Source organism: Pseudomonas frederiksbergensis (genome assembly GCF_003732275.1).
In the GTDB taxonomy this organism is placed as follows: Bacteria; Pseudomonadota; Gammaproteobacteria; order Pseudomonadales; family Pseudomonadaceae; genus Aquipseudomonas; species Aquipseudomonas frederiksbergensis_H.
In genome coordinates, this window is the sequence record NZ_MOBM01000038.1 from 645,056 (window position 1) to 668,513 (window position 23,458).

Sequence of the window (23,458 nt, forward strand, 5' to 3'; positions counted from 1 at the left end):
ATACTTAAGGGGTAATGGGGGTGGGTGGCGGGCGACTGGTGGCCGCGGATTTCGCCGTTTCCCGTCCCGGAACCGTGGAAGGCGGGTATTAAATCACGTTTGTTGGTGTTGCTCAGCAGGTTCGATAAACGGCAGATAAATCGAATAGGTGAATGATAGTCGTCCGTCCATGTCCGAAACCTGTGGGAGCGAGCCTGCTCGCGATAGCGGTGGGTCAGGTGACATCAATGTTGACTGTGCTGACCTCTTCGCGAGCAAGCCCGCTCCCACAGGGGTCGGTGCTGTTCGCAAAATTTGTGTATGTCGCCAATTCCCTTGTGGGAGCGAGCCTGCTCGCGATAGCGGTGTTTCAGGCGACATCGATGGCGGCTGATATGGCCTCATCGCGAGCAGGCTCGCTCCCACAGTTTGGTCCCGGTCGACCACCAATTTGGTGTTCGGCCTGGATTTCTGTGGGAGCGGTGCCCTGCTATGGCTGGCATTGGCCGGCGGCACATTTTTGGGATGGCCGCCGGTAAGGTTCTACTTAGATGCCGAAGCGGTCGCGTAGCGCGTAATACGCGGCGCCCATGGCGGTGAGCGGGGCCTGGAAGGTGCGGCCGCCGAGCATGGGCATGTGCGGCAGGGAGGCGAAGGCGTCGAAGCGTTCGGCGTCGCCGCGGATCATTTCCGAGATGAGTTTGCCGGCCAGGTGCGAACAGGTGACGCCGTGGCCGCTGTAGCCTTGCATGTAGTAGGCGTTTTTCTCGATGCGGCCGAATTGCGGCATGCGGGACATGGTCAGCAGGAAATTGCCGGTCCAGCGGTAGTCGATTTTCACGTCCTTGAGTTGCGGGAAGGTCTTGAGGATTTTTGGTTTGATCAGTTGTTCGATGTCGTCCGGCTCGCGGGCGCCGTAGACCACGCCGCCACCGTACAGCAGGCGGTTGTCGGCGGTGAGGCGGTAGTAGTCGAGCAGGTAGTTGCAGTCTTCGACGCAGTAGTTGTTGGTGATGAGGCTGCGAGCGACTCGTTCGGACAGCGGTTCGGTGACGACGATTTGCGAACCGCAGGGCATGCTTTTGCGCGTGACGCGGTTGTCGAGGTCTTGAGGCAGGTAGGCGTTGCCGGCGATCAGCAGGTACTTGGCCCGTACCACACCTTTGGCGGTGCGCACGGTGATGGGTTCACCGTAGGTGATTTCCACGGCGGCGGATTGTTCGTAGATTTTGCCGCCCAGGCTGATAATCGCGGCGGCTTCACCGAGGGCCAGGTTCAGCGGGTGAACGTGGCCGCCCTGCATGTCGAGCAGGCCGCCGACGTAGTTGTCGCAACCCACTTCGCGCTTGATGTCAGCCGCGTCGAGCATTCTCAGGTTTTTGTTGCCGTAGCGTTCCCAGCTGCTCTTCTGTTCGGCCAGGCCGTTGAGTTGTTTTTTGTTCAGCGCTGCGAAGATGCCGCCGGGGCGGTAATCGCATTTGATGTCGTATTCCTTGATGCGCGAACGGATGATGTCGGCGCCTTCGAAGATCATGCTGCCGAGCACTTCGGCGGTTTTATCGCCGTAGCGTTCTTCAATGACATCGACGTCGCGGCTATAGGAGTTGACCAGTTGGCCGCCGTTGCGACCACTGGCGCCGAAGCCGACTTTGGCGGCTTCCAGTACGGTGACGCTGTAACCCGCTTCGCTGAGGAACAGCGCCGAGGACAGACCGGTGTAGCCGGCGCCGATCACGCAGACGTCGCATTCCACCAGCTCTTCAAGCATCGGGAAGTCGGCTGTGTGATTGCGGGTCGCGGCGTAGTAGCTGTTTACATGGGTTTGTTTCATAGGTTTCTCCGATGGCCGCAAACGCTCGCCTGCGACCGCCGCTGTAAAAGTGTTAGAGCTTGATCCAGGTCGCTTTGAGTTCGGTGTATTTGTCGAACGCGTGCAGCGATTTGTCCCGACCGTTACCCGACTGTTTGAACCCACCGAACGGCGCGGTCATGTCGCCGCCGTCGTACTGGTTGACCCAGACGCTGCCGGCGCGCAAACCGCGAGCGAAGGTATGAGCCTTGCTGAGGTTGCTGGTCCACACGCCAGCGGCGAGGCCGAAGATGCTGTCGTTGGCAATCGCCAGTGCTTCTTCAGCGGTGTCGAAGGTGATCAGCGACAGCACCGGGCCGAAAATCTCTTCCCGGGCGATGGTCATGGCGTTGGTCACGCCGTCGAAAATCGCCGGTTCCACGTACAGGCCGCCGGTGCGTTCGAGGGTACGATTGCCGCCAGCGATCAGTTGCGCACCCTGGTCTTTACCGATCTGGATGTAGCGCAGCACGTTCTCCAGTTGGCGCTGATCGACGACCGCGCCGACGGTGGTGTCAGGATCGAGGGCATGCCCCGGTTTCCACGCTTGCAGTGCTTCCACCAGCAGCGCAATGAACTGCTCGCGAATCGAGCGCTCCACCAGCAAGCGCGAACCGGCGGTGCAGACTTCGCCTTGGTTGAAGGCAATCGCACCAGCCGCTGCTTGTGCTGCTGCGCGCAAATCCGGCGCATCGGCGAACACCACGTTCGGGCTCTTCCCCCCTGCTTCGAGCCAGACGCGTTTCATGTTGCTTTGCCCGGCGTAGATCAGCAGTTGCTTGGCAATCGCCGTGGAGCCGGTGAAGGCCAGCACGTCGACGTCCATGTGCAACGCCAGCGCTTTACCGACGGTGTGACCGAAGCCTGGCAGGACGTTGAACACGCCTTTGGGGATGCCGGCGTCGAGCGCCAATTGCGCGATGCGAATGGCCGTCAGCGGTGACTTTTCCGAAGGCTTGAGGATGAACGAGTTGCCTGCCGCCAGGGCCGGGGCGAACTTCCAGCTGGCCATGATCAGCGGGAAATTCCACGGCACGATGGCAGCGACGACGCCCGCTGGTTCGCGGGTGATGAGGCCGAGTTGATCGTGCGGTGTGGCGGCGACTTCGTCGTAGATTTTGTCGATGGCCTCGGCGCTCCAGCGGATCGCGTTGGCGGTCGCAGGGATGTCGATGCTCATGGAATCGCTGATCGGTTTACCCATGTCGAGGGTTTCGAGCAGTGCCAGTTCTTCCTGGTTTTGCAGAATCAGATCAGCGAAACGAATCAGGATGCGCTTGCGCTCGGCCGGGGGCAGTTTGGCCCAGATGCCGGATTCAAAGGTGCGGCGTGCAACCTGCACGGCGGCATTGGCGTCGGCTTCGTCGGTGCTGGCGATATTCGCCAGAAAGCGGCCGTCGACCGGGCTGATGCATTCGAAGGTATCGCCGCTGAGTGCCGGGCGATATTGGCCGTCGATGAATGCGCGGCCTTCTAGCGTCAAGGACTGGAAGCGTTGCTCCCAGTCGCTGCGAGTGTTTGTCATTGTTGTGACTCTACGCAGAGGAATAAGTAGTCGTCGGACTAAAGCCGACCAATTAACGATCAGAAAACCACGATCACTGTGGGAGCGAGCCTGCTCGCGATGGCAGAGTGTCAGGCAACATCAATGTTGACTGTGCCGCCCTCATCGCGAGCAGGCTCGCTCCCACAGTTGATCGGCGTTGTTCGCAAAGCCTGCGCATGCAGTCCATCAAACCGTATGCAAGTACCAGTTGTACTCAAGATCGGAGATGGAGTTTTCGAACTCGGCCAGCTCGCTTTCCTTGCACGCGACGAACACGTCGATGTACAGCGGGTCGATGTAGCGCGCCATGACTTCGCTGTCGTCCAGCTCGCGCAAGGCGTCGCGCAGGTTGTTCGGCAGGCTCTGTTCGTTCTGCTCGTAGCTGTTGCCTTCCACCGGGGCGCCCGGTTCGATTTCGTTGGTCAGGCCGTGGTGAATACCGGCCAAAACAGAAGCCATCAACAGGTACGGGTTGGCATCGGCGCCGGCTACACGATGCTCGATGCGCACAGCATCCGCCGAACCGGTTGGCACGCGTACCGCAACGGTACGGTTGTCGATGCCCCAGCTTGGCGAGTTCGGTACGTAGAACTGCGCGCCGAAACGTCGGTACGAGTTGACGTTCGGGCAGAGGAACGCCATCTGCGCCGGCAGGGTCTCGAGCACACCGCCGATCGCGTGACGCAGTGCGGTGTTCTGCTCGGGATCCTCGCTGGCAAAAATGTTGTTGCCTTCTTTGTCGAGAATCGAAATATGCACGTGCAAACCATTGCCCGCCTGGCCCGGATACGGCTTGGCCATGAAGGTGGTGTCCATCTCGTGGTCGTAGGCGATGTTCTTCACCAGACGCTTGAGCAACACCGCGTAGTCGCAGGCCTTTATAGGGTCGCAGACGTGATGCAGGTTCACTTCGAATTGCGCCGGGGCGCTTTCCTTGACGATGGCGTCGGCAGGAATGCCCTGCTCTTTCGCGCCTTCGAGGATGTCTTGCAGGCAGTCGACGTATTCGTCCAGATCATCGATCAGATACACCTGAGTCGAGTGCGGACGTTTGCCGGACACCGGCGAGCGTGGTGACTGCGGACGACCGTTCACGTTGTCCTGGTCGATCAGATAGAACTCCAGTTCGAAGGCTGCGCAAATGGTCAGGCCCATGTCATCGAACTTGCTCACCACCTGACGCAGCACTTCGCGCGGGTCAGCGAAGAACGGCTGACCTTCGAGTTCGTGCATGGTCATTAACAGCTGCGCGGTCGGGCGCTTCTGCCAGGGTTCGATGCTCAGGGTATTGGGGATGGGAAAGCAGATGCGATCCGAGTCGCCGATGTCCAGACCCAGGCCAGTGCTTTCCACCGTCGAGCCGTTGATGTCCAGCGCAAACAGTGACGCCGGGAGGTTGATGCCTTTTTCGTAAACCTTATGAAGACTGGTGCGTTCGATGCGCTTGCCGCGCACCACACCGTTCATATCCGCAATCAGAAGGTCGACGTACAAAACCTCAGGATATTTCTTAAGGAATGCGTTTGCTTCGTTGAGTTGAACGGCACGCAGAGGGACCGACATGATGCACCTATTAGCTGTTAATTATTATGTTCACCACCCTTTCACGAGCCCAGTCAATCCGAAAGGCAAAGTGAAGTCAATAGCGAACACCTGGCCTTTCAACCTTTATTTTCGGGCCTTTTTAGGGCACAAGAGTGTCAATTAAGGCTTGCGCACCGCGTAAACCCTGAAGATCGGACGCGTGGCGTTTAGAATTTTTTACATGAGAGTTGTTAATTAAAATCAACAAGGCTAAGCTCCGGAAAAGCTCGTTCAAGTGTGAAACTTCGAGGTGATAAAAATGGCATTCAAGCCATTGATCGGCGTTACTGCGTGCGTCAAACAGATTGGCCTGCACCCCTACCACGTCAGCGGCGACAAGTATTTGCGTGCTGTCAGCGTCGCGGCTTTGGGGTTGCCAGTGGTCATTCCTTCCTTAGGCGATCTGACCGAAATCGATGACCTGCTCGCGCAGCTCGACGGTCTGTTGCTGACCGGATCGCCGTCGAATGTGGAGCCCTTCCACTATCAAGGCCCGGCCAGTGCCCCCGGCACGGATCACGATCCGCAACGGGACGCCACCACCCTGCCCTTATTGCGCGCAGCCATTGCCGCCGGTGTTCCGGTGCTCGGCATCTGCCGGGGTTTTCAGGAAATGAACGTGGCGTTCGGCGGCAGCCTGCATCAGAAGGTGCATGAACTGCCCGGCTACCTCGATCACCGCGAAGCGGATCACCCGGACCTGGCGGTGCAGTACGCAGCGGCCCATGCGGTGAATGTGCAGCCGGGTGGTGTGTTCGAAGCGCTGGACCTGCCGCAGGTGTTCCAGGTGAATTCGATTCACAGCCAGGGCATCGACCGGCTCGCTCCCGGCCTGCGCGCTGAAGCTGTCGCGCCGGATGGTTTGATCGAGGCGATCTCCGTCGATCACAGCAAGGCCTTCGCTGTCGGCGTGCAATGGCACCCGGAATGGCAGGTGCTTTCGAATCCCCCCTATTTGAGTATTTTCCAGGCGTTTGGCGATGCGTGCCGGCAACGGGCGGCGCTGCGTAATACGCGCTGACTTCAAAAAAGCATTCAACGATTTAACTGCCCCCGTGAGTTTGGCGGGCGTGCCTTTGCGCGCTGGTCGCTCACGTAATAGATGAACCGCAATAACAACAAGTACGACCAGGCAGCCAGGATGGCGGTGCCGAATAAGCCCGATCGGTATGGGCCAGTGATTCAAATGCAAATCCCCTTGTGGGAGCGGGCTTGTGTGGCGAGGGGGCTTGCCCCCCGTTCGATTGCGAAGCAATCGTCAATCGGTCACCGCTTTCTAATTCAAGATCGCGGCGACTGATTCAGGGGCGCTTCGCACCCCAACGGGGGCAAGCCCCCTCGCCACACAAGCCTCGCTCCCACAGGGGATCTTCGCGGAATTGACTGGCACCGTACGGCTTGGGCTTGCAATCCACTCTTAAGTCAGGCCGCGTTGGCCCGACGACTGAAACCTGTTGGGAGTTTCATATGGCAAACGCCTCCAGCATCTACAGGAAGGCTCTTGAAGGTCACCAGGCACCGAAAAAGGTGTTGGTGAAAGTCGACCGCGTCACCAAGAAATTCGACGAAACCACCGCCGTGGACGATGTGTCCCTGGAGATCCATCAAGGGGAAATCTTCGCCCTGCTCGGCGGTTCCGGCTCGGGTAAATCGACGCTGCTGCGCATGCTCGCCGGCTTCGAGCGCCCGACCGAAGGGCGGATTCTGCTCGACGGTGTCGACATCACCGACATGCCGCCCTACGAACGGCCGATCAACATGATGTTCCAGTCCTACGCACTGTTCCCGCACATGACGGTGGCGCAGAACATCGCCTTCGGCCTCAAGCAGGACCGTTTGCCCGCCAGCGAAATCGACGCTCGGGTGGAGGAGATGCTGCGGCTGGTACACATGACGCAATACGCCAAACGCAAGCCGCATCAGTTGTCCGGCGGCCAGCGTCAGCGTGTCGCCCTCGCCCGTTCCTTGGCCAAGCGTCCGAAGCTGTTGTTGCTCGACGAACCGATGGGCGCACTGGATAAAAAGCTGCGCTCACAGATGCAACTGGAGTTGGTGCAAATCATCGAGCGCGTCGGCGTGACCTGCGTGATGGTGACCCACGACCAGGAAGAAGCCATGACCATGGCCGAACGCATCGCGATCATGCACTTGGGCTGGATCGCCCAGATCGGCAGCCCGGTCGACATTTATGAAGCCCCGGTCAGCCGCATGGTCTGTGAGTTCATCGGCAACGTGAACGCCTTCGACGGCACCGTGGTCGAGGATCTGGAAGGTCACGCGATCATTCACAGCCCGGATCTGCAACAGAAGATCTACGTCGGCCACGGCGTGAGTACGTCGGTGCAGGACAAGTCGATCACCTACGCCATCCGTCCAGAAAAAATGCTGGTCAGCACCCTCAAACCCGAGACTCGCTACAACTGGTCAGAAGGCAAGGTGCATGACATCGCCTACCTCGGCGGCCACTCGGTGTTTTACGTGGAACTGCCCGGCGGCAAGATCGTCCAGTCGTTCATGGCCAACGCCGAACGCCGTGGCGCCCGCCCGACCTGGGACGATCAGGTCTACGTGTGGTGGGAAGACGACAGCGGCGTGGTACTGCGCTCATGAGAACCTTCAATCAGCAATTCCTGCGCCTGGTGCCCAGCGGCCGCAAACTGGTCATCGGCATTCCTTTCCTGTGGTTGTGCCTGTTTTTCCTGTTGCCGTTCTTCCTGGTGATGAAGATCAGCTTCTCGGAAGCGGCCCTGGCCATTCCTCCCTACTCCGAGATTTACACCTTCGCCGAACAGAAATTTCAGCTGCTGCTGAACATCGGCAACTACTCGCTGCTGACCGAAGATGAGTTGTACATCTCGGCCTACTTCGGCTCGTTGAAGGTCGCGTTTCTAAGCACGCTGATGTGCCTGGTGATCGGTTTCCCGATGGCCTATGCGATCACCAAGGCCAACAAGGAAACGCAGAACGTTCTGCTGCTGTTGATCATGATGCCGACCTGGACCGCGATCCTGATCCGCGTCTATGCGTGGATGGGCATTCTCAGCAACAACGGTTTGCTCAATGCGTTCCTGATGTGGACCGGGCTCACGTCGCAGCCGATCGAGATCCTCAACACCAACACGGCGGTGTACATCGGCGTGGTCTATGCCTACTTGCCGTTCATGGTGTTGCCGCTGTATGCCAACCTGGTGAAGCACGATCAAAGCCTGCTGGAAGCCGCGTCAGACCTGGGTTCGAGCAACTTCAACAACTTCTGGAAAATCACCGTACCGCTGGCCAGGAACGGCATCATTGCAGGTGCAATGCTGGTGTTCATTCCGGTGGTCGGTGAGTTCGTGATTCCAGAACTGTTGGGCGGCCCGGAAACCCTGATGATCGGCCGCGTACTGTGGCAGGAGTTCTTCAACAACCGCGACTGGCCGGTGGCATCCGCCTTGGCGGTGGTGATGCTGGCGATCCTGATTGTGCCGATTCTGCTGTTCAACCGCAGCCAGGCTAAAGAGATGGAGGGACGGGGATGAAACGCTTCGGATTTTCAAAGTTGATGCTGATTTTCGGTCTGTCGTTTATCTACCTGCCGATGCTGATTCTGGTGATCTACTCGTTCAACGCCTCGAAACTGGTGACGGTGTGGGGCGGCTGGTCGGTGAAGTGGTACGTCGGCCTGCTCGACAACACGCAACTGATGGGCTCGGTGGTGCGCTCCCTGGAAATCGCCTGCTACACCGCGATTGCCGCCGTGGCGTTGGGCACCCTCGCCGCTTTCGTGCTCACCCGTGTGACGCGTTTCAAGGGGCGTACGCTGTTTGGTGGTTTGGTAACGGCACCGTTGGTGATGCCGGAAGTGATCACCGGTCTGTCGCTGTTGCTGCTGTTTGTGGCCATGGCGCAGTTGATCGGCTGGCCGCAGGAGCGTGGTTTGGTGACGATCTGGATCGCGCACACCACGTTCTGTGCAGCGTATGTGGCGGTGGTTGTCTCGGCGCGTTTGCGTGAGCTGGACCTGTCGATTGAAGAAGCGGCCATGGACCTGGGTGCGCGTCCGCTCAAGGTGTTCTTTCTGATCACCATTCCGATGATCGCGCCGTCACTGGCGGCCGGCGGCATGATGTCGTTTGCTCTGTCGCTGGATGATCTGGTGTTGGCAAGTTTCGTCTCTGGCCCAGGCTCGACGACCTTGCCGATGGAAGTGTTCTCGGCGGTGCGTCTGGGCGTGAAGCCTGAGATCAATGCCGTGGCCAGTCTGATTCTGCTGGCGGTGTCGATCGTGACGTTCATGGTCTGGTACTTCAGCCGCAAGGCCGAAGCCACGCGCAAACGGGCGATTCAGGAAGCGATGGACCAGACCGCCAGCGAGTCGTGGCAGCAGCCGAAAAACCAGCGAGTCGAAGCGACGGCTTAGTGCTGCGGTTCAGTTAACTGTGGCGAGGGAGCTTGCTCCCGCTGGGCTGCGAAGCGGCCCCAAAAATTCTGGCAACCCATGCCAATTTTGTGAGTGCTGCGCACTCAAGCGGGAGCAAGCTCCCTCGCCACAGGTTCTATAAAAAGAAAATGGAGTTGTACCGATGAAAATGTTTGGCAGGACTCTGCTGACACTGTCCTTACTGGGCGCGATGGCTACCGGTGCCCAGGCCAATGACAAGGTATTGCGCGTCTACAACTGGTCGGATTACATCGCCCCGGACACCGTCAAGAAGTTCGAAGACGAGACCGGCATCCGCGTGACCTACGATGTGTTCGACAGTAATGAAACCCTTGAGGCACGCTTGCTGGCCGGTAAATCCGGCTACGACATTGTGGTGCCGTCCAACAGTTTCCTGGCCAAGCAGATCAAGGCTGGCGTCTATCAGCCGCTGGATAAATCGAAGCTGCCGAACTGGAAAAACCTCAACCCGGTGCTGCTGAAAAACGCCTCCGCCAGCGATCCTGACAATGGCCACGCCTTCCCGTACATGTGGGGTTCGATCGGCATCGGTTACAACCCGGCCAAGGTCAAGGAAGTGCTGGGCACTGATGCGCCGGTGAACTCCTGGGACTTGCTGTTCAAACCGGAAAACGCCGCGAAGCTCAAAGCCTGTGGCATCAGTTTCCTTGATTCGCCGACGGAGATGCTCCCGGCTGCCCTGCACTATCTGGGCTACCCGGTGAATTCTCAGGACAAGGCGCAGATCGCTGAAGCCGAAGCGCTGTTCATGAAGATTCGGCCGTCGGTGGCTTACTTTCATTCGTCGAAGTACATCTCCGACCTGGCCAACGGCAACATCTGCGTCGCCGTCGGTTACTCCGGCGACGTGCTGCAAGCCAAGGCCCGCGCCAAGGAAGCCGGCGACAAGGTGAAGATCGAATACAGCATTCCGAAAGAAGGCGCCGGCAGCTTTTACGACATGGTCGCCATCCCACGGGACGCGGCCAACGTCGACAACGCCTACCTGTTCATGAACTTCCTGATGCGCCCGGACATCATTGCCGAAGTCACCAACAGCGTTGGCTACAGCAATGCCAACGCAGCGGCCACGCCACTGGTGGATGAAGCGATTCGTGACGACCCGGGCTCCTACCCGCCGCAAGCGGTGATGGCGACGTTGTATGCGATTCCAGATATGCCGATCGGTATTCAGCGGGTGATGACCCGGGGCTGGACGCGGGTGAAGCTCGGTAAGTGATTCACGATCGGACACAAAAATATCTGACTACCACGGACCAAAATGTGGGAGCGGGCTTGCTCGCGAAGGGGCCATCACATTCAACATCATTGGTGACTGATCTACCGCTTTCGCGAGCAAGCCCGCTCCCACAGGAGTCCGTAGTGGAACACAGATTTTTTGATGACGCCTATCCCCTGTGGGAGCGAGCCTGCTCGCGATGAGGCCATCACATCCAACATCAATTACAGCTTTCTCGTTTTCCGTTCACGCAGCGCCTTACCACCGCTGCACTCCTCTGAAGAAGAACGGCTTCACCTGGCTTCCTCGGTCAAGGTGAATTTAGGCGCCCTCGGGCGCCTTTTTTTGGGCTTATGCAGAGACCAGCGGCCATTCGGCCAGCGCCCGGTACCGGCCTTTATGGGATTCGAACAAGGTGAAGCGGTCGGCGCGCAGGAAAAACTCTGGCGGCGTAGCGGATTCGGGAACCGGCGCCCGGTAGTCGCGCATCAGGGTCAAATGCGGGCGAAATTCCCGACGGGTGTCTTCAAAGCCAAACGGCAACATGGCCTGCTCCAGCGCATACACCAACCGCAACAACTGCGGTGCTGCCTGCGCGGGCGCCAGCAACAAAACCCCGGAGCGACGCCAGACTTCCAGACGATCAAGCACAACCGTCAACGGCATGCCGGGCATCTGGACATTGGCGGCGGCCTCGCAGACACCCGCTATCTGCGCCATCCCCACTGTGCCGAGAAACAGCAGCGTCAGATGAAAGTTTTCCGCCGGCACCGGGCGCCCGACATTGAGTTCCAGCGCGTTGCGCCATTGGGCGATGGCCCGGCGTTGCTCGGGGGCGCAGTTCAGGGCGAAGAACAGCCGCTTGAACGGCTCACGGGTTTCATCGCTCATGTCTGGCACCTCAAGGCTGGGGGACCCTTTGATTTTACAAAGGGATACCACGCCAGCAAGTGCATTTCTGGCACGTGACGGCATGCGGGTTATAGTTGAAGCAACCGAATCGACGGGAGGGCGCCATGCGTCAGATCATCAGTAAAGAGCCATGGTGGGCCGTTCCACCGAAACCCGGCCAGGATGAGTCCGAGCTGGAATGGGGCTGGCTGGTTCACTACAACGAAGGCGAGCCGCGCTTCGAGTTCATCAAGGAGCGCCCCTCGGACAGCGAGATTCGTAATCGCAAGAGTTGCAGGACCGCCCCGACGCCGGAGTGATCCTGCGACTACGTTCAGGCTTACACGATCATTTCGAAACCGCCAAAAATCATGCGCTGACCGTCAAACGGCATTGGATTGACGTCGGGTTGCAGCCGCGGATCGCTCATGAGTTTCGCCATCCCGGCGTCACGGGTGGCCTTGTCGGGCCAGACGATCCAGGAAAACACCACGGTTTCGTCTTCCTTGAGTTTTACCGCCATGGGAAACGAGGTCACTTTGCCGTCGGGCACGTCGTCGCCCCAGCATTCGGCGAGGCTGAGCGCGCCGTTTTCCTTGAAGATTGCGGCGGCGGATAGCGCATGTTGCTTGAATTTTTCGCGGTTGGCGGTGGGTACTGCAGCGACGAAGCCATCAACGTAAGCCATGATCGTTCTCCTCGGGTTATGGGTTGATCTGGTGGGTAGTCGAATCAGCGTGGCTAAAATCGACAGCCCCTGCATCCAGACCGACCGACGGCTCGAGGGTCTCCTCCAGGCTGCCTTCGATCTGCCTGGCCATGTACAGCGTTCCGGCCATGACGCCGGTGGCGGGGTTATCCACCAGTTTCACCCATGCCTTGTCGAACGAATTACCCAGGCTGCTGCGGATCAGCGCTTCGCTATCGGGCCGATCGTTGGCCTGAATAATCGCGCGCACCCCCGCCACCCCCACGGAAATCAACGCCCCGGCCGCCTTCCCCGCCACTGCCGCCACGGCACTGGCCGCGCCTCGGGGGGCCATTTCGGCTTGTATTCGTCGGCTGGCACGTTTGGCCACCGGCGCCATGCCGGCATCCGTCGAAGCAATGCCCTTCTCGCCGCCCGCCGTGTGGATCTTCTCGATCAGCGCCGTGTAGGCCGGCAATTTGCTCAGTTCGGCATGCACCACCTGATACAGCGAAGCGTCACGGGCAGACGGCGGGCCCAGTGAAATAGCCGGGATTTTCTGGATACGACCGTTGAGCTGCGCCATCGGCACGCCATGACGTTTGGAGATGATTTCGAGTTGCTGCCCCATCAGTTGCACATAAAACTCTGTCGCCTGCCCGAGAATCGCGTCGGGATCGATCTCCACTGCCACTGGCTCAAGCACGCGCTGGTGATATTGCTCCAGCAGATAGGCCGCCAGGCGTTTGCTCGTCGCATCCTGCTCGTCCCCGGCATTGATGGCGTACCAGCTGACTTTCATCGACAGCCATTCCTGGGTCCAGTAGCTGCTGAACCACGGAATGAAGACTTCTTCGGTCTGCTGATAAACCCGCGTGCGCCAGTGCTCCATGGACCCGCGGGCGTAGACCCTGGCCTGTTCGGTGGCCTGTTGCGAAGCGGCGACAATCTCTCGGTCCACCTGCTGCCAGGTGCTCTGGGATACCACCACCGGCACCACGATTACCGGGGCAGGCGTGTGCGTGACGCATCCCGCCAATATCACCAACACAGCAACGATCAGCGAACGCAGGTTCAAGATCGCGGTGTCCTACAGTCTTCGCCAAACGGAGTGTTCGACGCTAAAGAACGTGCTGATTTGAGTATAGGTCGGGGTGGGGCTCCGTCCGTCAGATGGGTGGATGACGCCCTCGAGGACGCCTTCGCGAGCAGGCTCGCTCCCACAGGAGAATGCATTTCAAATGTAGGAGCTGGCGCAGCCTGCGATCTTTTAGGGGCCATCGGAGAGCAAGATCAAAAGATCGCAGCCTTCGGCAGCTCCTACAGATCACCACCATCATTCACATCAATATTCACCATCGCCGTGAATGCCTTCCGCAAAAAAACCGTCAGGTGCAGGATTGACGTCATCCCCATTTTAAACCCCCGCACGGAGGGGCAAATCATGTTGATCCATCTCCTGACCTGCCTGGCCCTGACGGCCGTCACCCTGACCTTGTTTTCCCGCTTGGTGCTGGATATCGGTCAAACCGAGGAGTCGAAATCATGATTCATTCCGTCAGCCTCGCCGTGAGCTTTCCGGTATTCGGCAGCAACTATTATTCGCAGCAGGTCGTGTCTCGCAAAGCAGTCGCGCTGGTGTTCGACGAGCACTTCGAGGCCTTGCTGATGCCGGCAGCGGCCAACCACTTCAGTAACGAAGTGGTCGGGCTCAACGATCAGTTCCGCTTTTTGAATGATGTGCTGGTTGAGCATTTGCTGGAGACTGAAATGGCTCAGCATCCGTCACGGGCGGGACAAGCGTTCACCTTCTGACATGCTACGAGATATTCAGAATCCAAGCCCCGCGCTCATCACCCTAACTGGTGCTCAAGATTCGCACCGGGCCCTGGCGATCGAGAACCTCGATCATGACATTTTCCCCCGAGCGCCGGAGCATCAAGTCCACACATTCGGCACCCACTGCCAAACGCCGCAAGGCGATGGTGTCCAGAAATGCCGGGAGCACCGGTTCGTCGAACAGGATGTTGAGTTTCCTCGGCCTGAAGCTCAGCCCCAGGCACGACTGAATCATCGACAACGGCGCAGCGGCGGCCCAGGCCTGGGGCATGCAGGCGACTGGATAGAACGTCGGCCCTTGGGTGCGTTGCCGGGCAAAGCCGCAAAACAGTTCGGGCAAGCGCCGCAGATCGATATAGGTAGACGCGGCGAACAGGCCTTCGAAAATCCGCGCCGCGTCCCGACGATATCCGTAGCGGGCGAAACCAGCGGCGATCAGCGCATTGTCGTGGGGCCAGACGGAGCCGTTGTGATAACTCATCGGGTTATAGCGAGCCTGGGAGGACGCGACCGTGCGCACGCCCCAACCGGAAAAGGATGAGCGGTCCATAAGGGCGTCGACGACCGACGCCGCGCGTTCCGGGTAAGCGATGCCGGCGAACAGGGCATGACCGGCATTGGAGGTACGGATTCGACAGGGTTTCTTGTTGCCGTCCAGGGCCAATACATAAGTGCCCAGTTCTTCGTCGAAGAAGCGGGAATCGAATTCTTCACGCAAGCGTTGAGCCTTGTATTTCAGGCGCTGAGCCCGCTCCGGATCACCCAGCCGACGAGCGATTTTGGCCGCACCAGTCCAGGCGCCATACACATAGGCCTGAACTTCGACAATCGCAATCGGGCCCACGGCCAGTTGCCCATTGGCATGGAAAACCGAATCGTGGCTGTCTTTCCAGCCCTGGTTAATCAGCCCCTCGGCGGACTGCCGGCCATACTCGACAAAACCATCGCCATCGCGGTCGCCGTACTCCTCGATCCAGGTCAGCGCCGCTTCGATATTGGGCCAGAGCTGACGCAGTGTACCCAGGTCATTGGTGCGCTCCAGGTACGCGGCGGCCAGCATGACGAACAACGGCGTGGAATCGATGCTGCCGTAATAACGTCGGAACGGCACCTCGCCCAACTCGGCCATTTCCCCCAGCCTTATCTCGTGCAGGATTTTACCGGGCTCGGAATCGGCGTGGGGGTCAACGATGGTTGCCTGGTTGGCGGCCAGATGCCCGAGCACGCCTTTGGCAATACCGGGATCGAACCACAGCATCTCCCATGCCGTGATCAGCGCATCTCGTCCGAAAACGGTGCTGAACCATGGAATGCCGGCATAGGGATATAGCCCCTCGCGGGTTTTGGTCATGAGCATGTAGAGGTCGGAAACGCTGCGGCTGACCGCCTCGTTGAACACATCATGGGAGGTCACCACAGAGGCCGCCCGCGAAGAGAATGTGCGTAACTCGCGCCGGGAATCGCGCAATGAAATAAAGAACCCATGGCGCACCGTAAACGGCGGATTTTGCACGCCGCAATTGATGTCCATGAACAGCGACTGGCTTTCCCCCGGGGCCAGCCGAACCTCGAACAACGCCGAATCACAGGTCAGGCTGGCCGGCACCGGGGCAAAACGCAGGCGGGTCATGCGCCGTTTGTGGTCCAGGCCGGTATAGGAAAGCACCACCTCTTCATCGGTAATCTCCGCCCGGTGCCCTTCACCGCGTTGCGGACGCCGAGCGCCGCGAACTTCGAACAAATCTTTGAAGTCGGCCGCGAACTGGATTCTCAATTGCAGATGCTGGGGCGAATCGTCGAAATTGCGCAGGGTCAGCCGTTCATAACAGGAGCCATTCCACAAGAATCGTGAGCGACGCAGATGGATCAAATCGTGGTGCAGGATTTTTTCACCATGGGCGTCGAACAGATCCGGGTTGGTCAGGTCGCACGTGAGCATCGCGTTATCGTCTCGTAGCGTGGAACTGAGCAACAGCGGCCGCGCGCCGTTAAGCGTCAGGTAGAGCCCGGAAAGGTGTCGGGTATCGGTATGGAAAATCCCTTGCGGGCTGTCGTCCGCAAACAACACGTCGCCATTGGGATCGAACACCGCGAAGGTGTCGTTGTTTTTCAGGTTGCGCAAGCGCAGCTCTTGCAGCGACGCGGTGGCCGGAATATCGAAGGGTGTGGAGGGATGGCCATAGGTGTTGCCCGCCGTCAGATGGCGATACAACTCCAGATAGTGATTGGTCATGCGCTCGACCGTGAACCGCTCGTCGAACCTGGCCCGCACCTTGCGCCGATCCAGCTCTGCCAACCGCTGCACCGCCGCTACTGCCCCTGCGACGCCATCGACGATGTAACCGGACACGCCCTCGTCGATCACTTCCGGCACCGAGCCCTGACCAAACGCAATCACCGGCGTGCCGCAGGCCATGGCTTCGATCATGACCAGACCGAACGGCTCGGGCCAGTCGATGGGAAAGATCAAGGCGCGAGCATTGCCCAGCAAGTCTGCCTTTTGCGATTCATCAATCTCGCCGAGAAATTCGACATTCGGATGGGAGGCGATCATCGGTGCGATGACTTCTTCCCAATACACCTGATCAGCCCTGTCGACCTTGGCCGCGATCTTCAATGACAGCCCCGCCTTCAAGGCAATCTCGATGGCCCGGTCCGGGCGCTTTTCAGGAGAGATACGCCCCAGAAACACCAGATAGTCGCCGCTCGGTTCAGGGTTGAAGGTCAGCAGATCACCCGGAATGCCGTGGTAGACATTGCCCACCCAGTTGACGTCACCCTTCACCGGGGTGCGTTGCGCCTTGGACACCGAAACCAGCGGCACCTCGGGAAAGTGAGGGTAAAAGGATTGGTAGTCCGCAATGTCCAGACGCCCGTGAAGCGTGGTCACGCTGCGCCCGGCCAAGTGTCGAATCAACGGAAAATGAAAGATATCGACATGAAAATGCATCACGTCGAATTGATCCGCCTGACGCAAGACTTGATCAAGCATCAGGATGTGATGAGGCGCCCCGTCCTTGATGCGTGGATCGAACCGCAGAGCCTGGTGCGCGCCCGATTCCAGACGTGCCGAGGTTTGCGAATCGCCGCTGGCGAAGAGCGTGACATCGTGACCCTGACGCACCAGCTCTTCGGTCAGGTAAGACACAATCCGCTCAGTGCCACCGTACAAACGGGGCGGACAACGTTCGGTAAGCGGCGCGATCTGAGCGATCCTCATTGAGGGGCCCTCCGTCATGGGGTCGAAGGATAATGGCCTCCAGCACCTCGGCGTTTCCTCTCACTCAGATCTGGCGGCCCTGTCCTCGATTGACGGTGCGCCTGCTGCAACAGTTCCATCCGGTAATACGCCCCGGGTACTCAGCGGTCGCCGCTCTCCAGACTTCTGAGCAAGTGACCCAAACCATCGGCAAAACAAGTCGGCTCGGTGCATCGAAAACGTTCAAGCAAACGTTGGTTATCGGCCCGGGAATGGCGGATGTCACCGGAACGCGGGGCAGCGTAATTCAACGCCAGAGGCCGGCCCAGCAGCGTACTCAACGTGGCCGCCAGCTCGTTGATGCTGGTGGAGCGGTTGAAACCGACGTTGACCGGTTCGCCGCTCGGCTCCGATTCTTTCACCGCCTGTACCAGTACCTTTACAAGGTCCTCCACATAAACGAAATCCCGGGTCTGTTCACCGTCCCCGTACACCGTGACGGGCAGGTGTTTCTGGGCTCTTTCGCTGAAGATACTGATGACCCCGGAGTAAGGCGATGAAGGGTCCTGGCGCGGTCCGTAAATGTTGAAGAAGCGCAGAATCACTGGCTCCAGACCATGCTGGCGGCGGTAAAAATCGAAGAAATGCTCACTGGCCAGTTTGTCCGCGGCATAGGGCGTCAACGGGGCTTTGGGCGTGTCTTCGGTAATGGGGGTGCCTTCGCCGTTGTTGCCATAGATGGCGGCGCTGGAGGCGAACACCACCCTTCTCAGACCTGCCTCGCGCATGGCTTCGCAGATATTCAGCGTTCCGATGAAGTTACTTTGATGGGTGGCGACCGGGTCTTCGACCGACGCCTGGACCGAGGCGACGGCGGCCAGATGCACCACCGCGCTGCAATCTTTCAGGGCGCGCTCCACCGTCGGCGCGTCTGCTACATCCCCGACTATCAGGCTCAAATGCGCCCGGTCCACCGGCAGATTTGCCAGTTTGCCGGTTGAAAGATCATCCAGTACCCGCACGCCATAGCCGTGTTCAAGCAAGGCTTCGACCAAGTGCGAACCAATGAAGCCCGCGCCACCCGTCACAAGAATTCGATCAGCAGACATGGCAAATTCACTCTGGAGTAGTGGTTGTAGGTCGATCCATCGCGACGAGCCCCTCGACTTTTTCCATCAACGCCCGGCCGGCACTGAACATCTCTTGCCAATCGGTGGGGAAGCGAACATTCAACGGCAGTTGATCGATTCGCCAGCGCGGCGGCAGCGGGTCATCAAACCGGGCTGCGACCTGCAAGCCCATTTCACTGGCGGCAAACGGCCCGCGCAGCACCGTCGGCGTGCGCCCGGCGCTGTCCACCGCCTGAACCACGTGAGCCGCCAGCCATTGGCCGTCCGGCATGCGCACGCGTAGCGGCTGACCGATAGCGGCGTAACTGATGTTGAGCGGTTCCAGATAAATCCATAGCAACGGGTCCTCCAGCCGCTCCAGGCGCATCAACAACGTGCCGGCGCCGACGTTTTCGCCCGGGGTTACCAGCACTTCCGCAATCCGGCCGCTTTGCCCCGCCTTGATCGACAACGCGGCGAGACGCGTCTTCAACCACTGCTGTTCGGCGTTCTGCTGAATGATCTCGCGCTCAAGCCCCTGCGGGGGCTGACGCGCCAGTTGCTCGCGGCGTTCGAACGCCAACAGGTCCGCTCGAAACCCGTCGAGTTCCGACTGCGCTGCCAGCACCTCGCCGCGAGCCGCCGCGCCTCGGTCAACCAGGTACTCCAATTCCTTGATTTTTTGTTCCGCCCTGCCGATTCGGGTCTGGAGCAACTGACGCTCGCGACCGCCCAATTGGGCAGTGCCGGTGCCTGTGCCCGTCGCCTTGGTCGGCATGGCCGCCAGTTGCGCCAGCCGGGCCCGCCATTCCGGGTTGTCCAGACTGACCAGCATCTGATCGGCCTGGACTTGCTCGCCCGCCTTCGCAAACAGCTGATCGACCCGGCCGGCATCGCGCGCTCGTACCTCGTAAATCGGCAGGCGCAATTGCGCCGGTGCGTCGATCATCAGCATGCTGTACGCCAGCTTTCCACCCAGCCAGATCAAGGGGCTGGCAACCAGCAACAGAATCAAATACCAGCGCGCGCGAAACGCCATGCGCTTGCCCGGTGCGTACAGCACGCTCAAGCCCTGTTCCTGGGTGGGGTTCAATTCCTTGCGACTATCGAAACGAATTTTCATGACGGCTCACCGTTTGGGGAAGTCTCGCCAGGCCTGCCAGTCGATACCGGCAACCCCCCGCGGTTGCAATTGTTCGCGCCAGGCGCTGGCCTGGTGTTTCAACTGTTCAGTCGATGCTCCCGCCCAGCTTTCCGTGGCTGGCAATTCGGGTTCTGTGCTTTGTGCCAAACGAAATTGCAGCGCCGGCCAACGCTGGGCGATCTGCTCTGTCATGCGTGCGCTGTTTTTCGGGTTGCGGGTGTATATCATCAGGCTGACCTGACGCACGCCGGCCTCGGGAAGTGAGCAAGGCACACAGGTTTGCCCAGGCTTGGGTTCAACGAACCAGCGATGATGGCTGGAAATTTCCACGGGCCATGGGCTCTCGTTTGACGCCATGCGCAAGGTATCGAGCCAGTTTTTCAGGCGCTGATCGGGCACGGGCATGCCCAGTTGTTCGACCTCGAGGTCCAGATGCAGGCTGCTGAATGCAAGCCCCTTTAACTTCTTCAGTAAATCGCTGAGCTGGTGGCGGTCCGTCGGCTCGATCCAGCTCGAATCGCCGAGCAACAGACTCACTTGCAGATCTTCTCGGGCCGCGTCCTGAAGCAATTGCTCCAGTCGTCGGCGAGTCGTGACCAAGTCATTAACCTGTGCAGCCTTGAGGCCGAGGTAGATCTTGTCCATCCCGGCCTTGCGCAGCGCCTGAAGCTCCGCCTCGCGCCGATCGGGATCGAGCAACGCTTCGCTGTCCCAGACATAACTGGCCTGGGACCATTTGCCCGAACTCGTCCCCGCCTCTGCCCCTGCTTTCGGCGCTGCCGCTGATGTGGACGCCAGCAACAAACGCGGTTGCCGCAGGTCGGCCTCGGCGGCGCGAAACATGGGGCCGGCTTGCTGCTTGTCGATCAAACCCTGAAGGGGCAGCGGTTGTGCGACGAGCGCCGCAGGGGGCAGCGACAGCGTCAAGGCTAGAAGGACCGATCGCATATCAAAACCTCGTGGCTCGTTTAAGAACCCACCACGGCGCCATCGAGGTCTCTTCATGGCCTCGACGAAACATCTCGTTGAGCATGGCCACTGCGCTCCAGCACCGAATGAGTAGCATGAACAGAGGGAAGACCGGCACCAACAACCCCAGGGTCACGTCCTGTCGAGGTCGATCGGACACCATCGACAACATGGCGCCGAACAGCAGCATGGTGATCAACAGGTACAGCAGGTAGATCAGCGCAAACAGAAACAACAGCGTCTTGCCCGGCAGAATGAATAGCGCCAGCAAGGTGTAGATGAAGATGATGAACGGCAGCACCAACTGGAAAAAGAAGCCACTGAGCAGGATCATCAGGAAGGTTGGCCAGCCCAGTAAATCCGGGTTGATGTTGTGGTTGTGCTTTCTGACGTACAGAAAAAACAGGTCGCCGTCCCAGCGCAAACGCTGCATCAGAAACTGCCTGAGCGTCGCGGGTGCATCGGTGTGCCCGATCGCTTCCGGCTCGAAGGGGATCCTCAAGTCATGTCGCTTGAAGTAACTTTTGATGCGCAACGTCAGGTCCAGGTCTTCCGCGGTATGGGTGTTCCAGCCACCGATTTTCACCAGGAAACTGCGGCGGAAAGCGCCGAAGGCACCTGAGACGTTATTCACCAGGTTCCATTCGGCCAGACCGATTTTCGACATGTGAATCGACAACACGTATTCCAGCGCCTGCATCGCTGTGACCCAGGAACCCCAGACATTGCGCACCCGCAGGCTGCCAGCGACCGCAGGCACCGAGGGGTCTTCGAAATTGCGCACGATGGCGCTGACCATGTTGTTGTCGAAGGATGTATCACCGTCGAGCGCCATGACGATTTCGCCGCTGGCATGGGACAAACCGGCGTTCAATGACGACACCCGTCCGCCCCTCTGCCATTTGGCGATCGGGCGTAAATGGCGCCGGGGGTACAACAGCGGGTCCACGTTGAAACGGCGAACGGCGCTGAGCGTCGGTTGATTCACCGTGGCGCCGTCCACCACCGGGATCATCTCGATGTGGCCGGGGTAGGTCTGCTCGCACAGGCTTAACAGCGTGGTCTGGACATCCATCCCTTCGCTGTAGCAGGTGATGATGCAAGAGACCTTGGGCCGATAGAGGCTGGTCTTCGGCACGCTGCTGCGCCGACGGGTAAACCAGCGCAATACGCCAAGCAGCACCATGATCGTCAGCGGCAATTCAAACACCAGAAACAACGGAAAGAGCATGTAGAACAACCGGCTCAAACCGTCCGTCCCCATGATTGCACTGAGCATGCTGTAGAGTTGCTCCATCAACGGGCTCATGGCTTAAATCAACTCACTGGCAAGACGGGCCAGCAACAGCTCACCGTCTTCTTTCTCGAGCAAATCCCCGGGGGCCGTGAAACTGACGACACGCAGGGAAATATCACTGACCTCCGGCGCGGAAAACAATTCGGCGACCCGGCTCAAGCGCTGGGCGACGAACTCCAGCCCTTTGCCATCCGTGTGCGGCAGCATGACCCAGAAGAACTCTTCGGTGCTTCGCGAGCAGCGATCGGTTTCCCTGACGGATTCTTTCAGGCGATCCGTCAGGCTATCGATGAAGGCATGCCCGCGGTGCTCACCAAGACGCGCCAGCGTACCGGCCAGATTGACGAAGCGCAGGCCGATCAATGAGAACGCCGGCTGCTTGTAACGACGCACCACCTGAAGCTGCCAGGTCAAAAGCTCGAAGAAATCCTTGCCGCCCAACAAATTGAGACGGCCGAAATGGTCGATCGATCGATCGTTGAAATCCTGGCGACAACGGAAGCGCCCTGCCTCCGTCAGACGAAAGTCTCGAACTTCGCGTATGCGCAACTTGTCGGGCGCGTGGGACAAGCCGCAATCCAGGCAGCGCGCCTGCACATCGGCGTCGACAAAAAACGCCTGGCATGAGCGGCAGCGGTAGTTTTCCAAAGGGCGATCATAGTCACTGCCGATGTGCCGCAAACGGTTCAGACAGTTGGGGCAGAGCAACACGCCATCCTTGAGAAACGACTCCTGATGACCCACGTGACCGCAGGTGAAGCAGTGCAACGACGGCTGCCGCGAAATGTCCATCGCCTGGCATTCGGCGCACACATCAATGTAATTGAGGCGCCCCGAGCCACAGTCCGAACACAGACGAACGCGATCGACCAGCACGCCCTCTTCCAGCCAGTCGTGCTGCACCATCAAACTGAGCCAGACAAACGGGTTGACCTGCTCGGCATCCGCCAGTGCTTCGAGCAGCGGATAACGATAATGCTGGGGGACTTCGGGGTCGCGCAGGGCATACACATGGGCGTTGGCACGCAACCACAGCCACGACAGCACCCGACTTTCAAACCGCTCGGGCGCAGAACCCTGCCGGAACAGGTTGAAGCGTTCTCGCCAGATCTCCCAGAGCATTTTTATTTCGCTGGTTTCGGCGGGGCATGCGCCATCGCCCAGTGCTTCACACCAGCCGTCCTGGTCTCGACAGCAATAAACGAGCTGGTAGCGATACGCCGGCGTCGAGCGCAATTTGCGCAACACTCGCCCGGCATAAGCCGCTGGCATATCAAGCAATAGAACATCGAATACAGGCGCAGCCAATAAACTGCTTAGATCCGAAAAGTGTTCAAGTTCCGGGACATTAGAACTGGCAACCCTATTACCGAAAACTGCAATACGAGGATTTGGAGTCGACATGATGCACTCCCCCTAAGAAGCACCCAAGTGTGATCCAACACAAGACTACCAACACTAGCACCCCGTCAGAAAAATGCCCGACTAATTATCGGGTTATTTTTTGACACTGCCATTGCCAAAATATCGCCACTAAACATCACGAGTCGCAATTATCAATAACCTGAAACACTAAGCAAATAACCAAAATAATATCGTTTATATTCAATATATTACGACTATAAAAAGCTGAACAACAAAGCTATTTGTATAAATATACAGCACAATTTAGCCTTGCCTTAATGCGTCTTGTTACCAGAT

General features: G+C 59.0%; 19 protein-coding genes. 7 read left to right on the forward strand and 12 right to left on the reverse strand.

Annotated features, from left to right (window positions below):
* Nucleotides 1-526: 526 nt before the first annotated feature.
* From BK662_RS22275 to BK662_RS22285, 3 genes are all read right to left on the reverse strand, one after another.
* On the reverse strand, nt 527-1,810 hold the full coding sequence (locus BK662_RS22275; RefSeq protein WP_123359863.1) for an NAD(P)/FAD-dependent oxidoreductase: 1,284 nt from the start codon (nt 1,808-1,810) through the stop codon (nt 527-529).
* A gap of 52 nt (nt 1,811-1,862) precedes the next feature.
* Nucleotides 1,863-3,353: an aldehyde dehydrogenase gene (locus tag BK662_RS22280; RefSeq protein WP_123359864.1), complete on the reverse strand. Its 1,491-nt coding sequence runs from the start codon at nt 3,351-3,353 to the stop codon at nt 1,863-1,865.
* Nucleotides 3,354-3,560: 207 nt separating this feature from the next.
* Nucleotides 3,561-4,937: a glutamine synthetase family protein gene (locus BK662_RS22285; RefSeq protein WP_123359865.1), complete on the reverse strand. Its 1,377-nt coding sequence runs from the start codon at nt 4,935-4,937 to the stop codon at nt 3,561-3,563.
* Between the two features lie 280 nt (nt 4,938-5,217).
* Here BK662_RS22285 and BK662_RS22290 point away from each other — a divergent pair, with 280 nt between their 5' ends.
* The 5 genes from BK662_RS22290 (at nt 5,218) to BK662_RS22310 (ending at nt 10,621) form a co-directional block, all read left to right on the forward strand.
* Complete coding sequence (locus BK662_RS22290) at nt 5,218-5,979, forward strand: gamma-glutamyl-gamma-aminobutyrate hydrolase family protein (RefSeq protein ID WP_123359866.1); 762 nt, start codon at nt 5,218-5,220, stop codon at nt 5,977-5,979.
* Between the two features lie 446 nt (nt 5,980-6,425).
* Nucleotides 6,426-7,568 carry a polyamine ABC transporter ATP-binding protein gene (potA, locus tag BK662_RS22295; RefSeq protein WP_050681360.1) on the forward strand — a complete coding sequence of 381 codons (1,143 nt, stop codon included), beginning with the start codon at nt 6,426-6,428 and terminating at the stop codon, nt 7,566-7,568.
* A gap of 29 nt (nt 7,569-7,597) precedes the next feature.
* On the forward strand, nt 7,598-8,479 hold the full coding sequence (locus BK662_RS22300) for an ABC transporter permease subunit (protein WP_185047188.1): 882 nt from the start codon (nt 7,598-7,600) through the stop codon (nt 8,477-8,479).
* Nucleotides 8,476-9,360 carry an ABC transporter permease subunit gene (locus BK662_RS22305; RefSeq protein WP_123359868.1) on the forward strand — a complete coding sequence of 295 codons (885 nt, stop codon included), beginning with the start codon at nt 8,476-8,478 and terminating at the stop codon, nt 9,358-9,360. The genes BK662_RS22300 and BK662_RS22305 overlap by 4 nt, the downstream gene beginning before the upstream one ends.
* Nucleotides 9,361-9,523: 163 nt before the next feature.
* A complete protein-coding gene (locus BK662_RS22310) occupies nt 9,524-10,621 on the forward strand; it encodes a polyamine ABC transporter substrate-binding protein (RefSeq protein WP_123359869.1) in 1,098 nt (365 codons plus the stop codon).
* 351 nt (nt 10,622-10,972) lie between these two features.
* On the opposite strand, the gene thpR is transcribed toward BK662_RS22310, so the two are convergent.
* The gene (gene thpR / locus BK662_RS22315) at nt 10,973-11,512 is read right to left on the reverse strand and encodes an RNA 2',3'-cyclic phosphodiesterase (RefSeq protein ID WP_123359870.1); all 540 of its coding nucleotides are present in this window, start codon (nt 11,510-11,512) and stop codon (nt 10,973-10,975) included.
* Between the two features lie 125 nt (nt 11,513-11,637).
* Between thpR and BK662_RS22320 the strand changes: the two genes are divergently transcribed.
* Nucleotides 11,638-11,832 (forward strand): hypothetical protein, encoded by a 195-nt coding sequence (locus BK662_RS22320; RefSeq protein ID WP_030128949.1) that lies wholly within the window; start codon nt 11,638-11,640, stop codon nt 11,830-11,832.
* A 20-nt stretch (nt 11,833-11,852) separates the two neighbouring features.
* On the opposite strand, the gene BK662_RS22325 is transcribed toward BK662_RS22320, so the two are convergent.
* Both BK662_RS22325 and BK662_RS22330 read right to left on the reverse strand, forming a co-directional pair.
* Nucleotides 11,853-12,200: a DUF1428 domain-containing protein gene (locus tag BK662_RS22325; protein WP_123359871.1), complete on the reverse strand. Its 348-nt coding sequence runs from the start codon at nt 12,198-12,200 to the stop codon at nt 11,853-11,855.
* 16 nt (nt 12,201-12,216) lie between these two features.
* Nucleotides 12,217-13,278, reverse strand: coding sequence for a hypothetical protein (locus BK662_RS22330; RefSeq protein ID WP_123359872.1), 1,062 nt, complete (start codon nt 13,276-13,278; stop codon nt 12,217-12,219).
* 467 nt (nt 13,279-13,745) lie between these two features.
* On the opposite strand from BK662_RS22330, the gene BK662_RS22335 reads away from it, so the two are divergent.
* Complete coding sequence (locus BK662_RS22335; RefSeq protein ID WP_008068154.1) at nt 13,746-14,015, forward strand: hypothetical protein; 270 nt, start codon at nt 13,746-13,748, stop codon at nt 14,013-14,015.
* Between the two features lie 43 nt (nt 14,016-14,058).
* Here the strand turns inward: BK662_RS22335 and BK662_RS22340 are convergent, their stop codons facing one another.
* The 6 genes from BK662_RS22340 to BK662_RS22365 all read right to left on the reverse strand — a co-directional run bounded on the left by BK662_RS22340 (nt 14,059) and on the right by BK662_RS22365 (nt 23,065).
* Nucleotides 14,059-17,259: a glycogen debranching N-terminal domain-containing protein gene (locus BK662_RS22340; protein ID WP_185047180.1), complete on the reverse strand. Its 3,201-nt coding sequence runs from the start codon at nt 17,257-17,259 to the stop codon at nt 14,059-14,061.
* Nucleotides 17,260-17,399: 140 nt separating this feature from the next.
* Entirely contained in the window at nt 17,400-18,347 is a 948-nt protein-coding gene (locus BK662_RS22345) for an NAD-dependent epimerase/dehydratase family protein (RefSeq protein ID WP_123359874.1), read from the reverse strand.
* Between the two features lie 7 nt (nt 18,348-18,354).
* Complete coding sequence (locus BK662_RS22350; protein ID WP_123359875.1) at nt 18,355-19,470, reverse strand: HlyD family secretion protein; 1,116 nt, start codon at nt 19,468-19,470, stop codon at nt 18,355-18,357.
* Nucleotides 19,471-19,476: 6 nt separating this feature from the next.
* A complete protein-coding gene (locus tag BK662_RS22355; RefSeq protein ID WP_185047181.1) occupies nt 19,477-20,439 on the reverse strand; it encodes a hypothetical protein in 963 nt (320 codons plus the stop codon).
* 1 nt (nt 20,440) lies between these two features.
* Entirely contained in the window at nt 20,441-21,769 is a 1,329-nt protein-coding gene (locus BK662_RS22360; RefSeq protein ID WP_123359876.1) for a glycosyltransferase family 2 protein, read from the reverse strand.
* A gap of 3 nt (nt 21,770-21,772) precedes the next feature.
* On the reverse strand, nt 21,773-23,065 hold the full coding sequence (locus BK662_RS22365; protein ID WP_311196293.1) for a TackOD1 domain-containing metal-binding protein: 1,293 nt from the start codon (nt 23,063-23,065) through the stop codon (nt 21,773-21,775).
* Nucleotides 23,066-23,458: the final 393 nt, after the last annotated feature.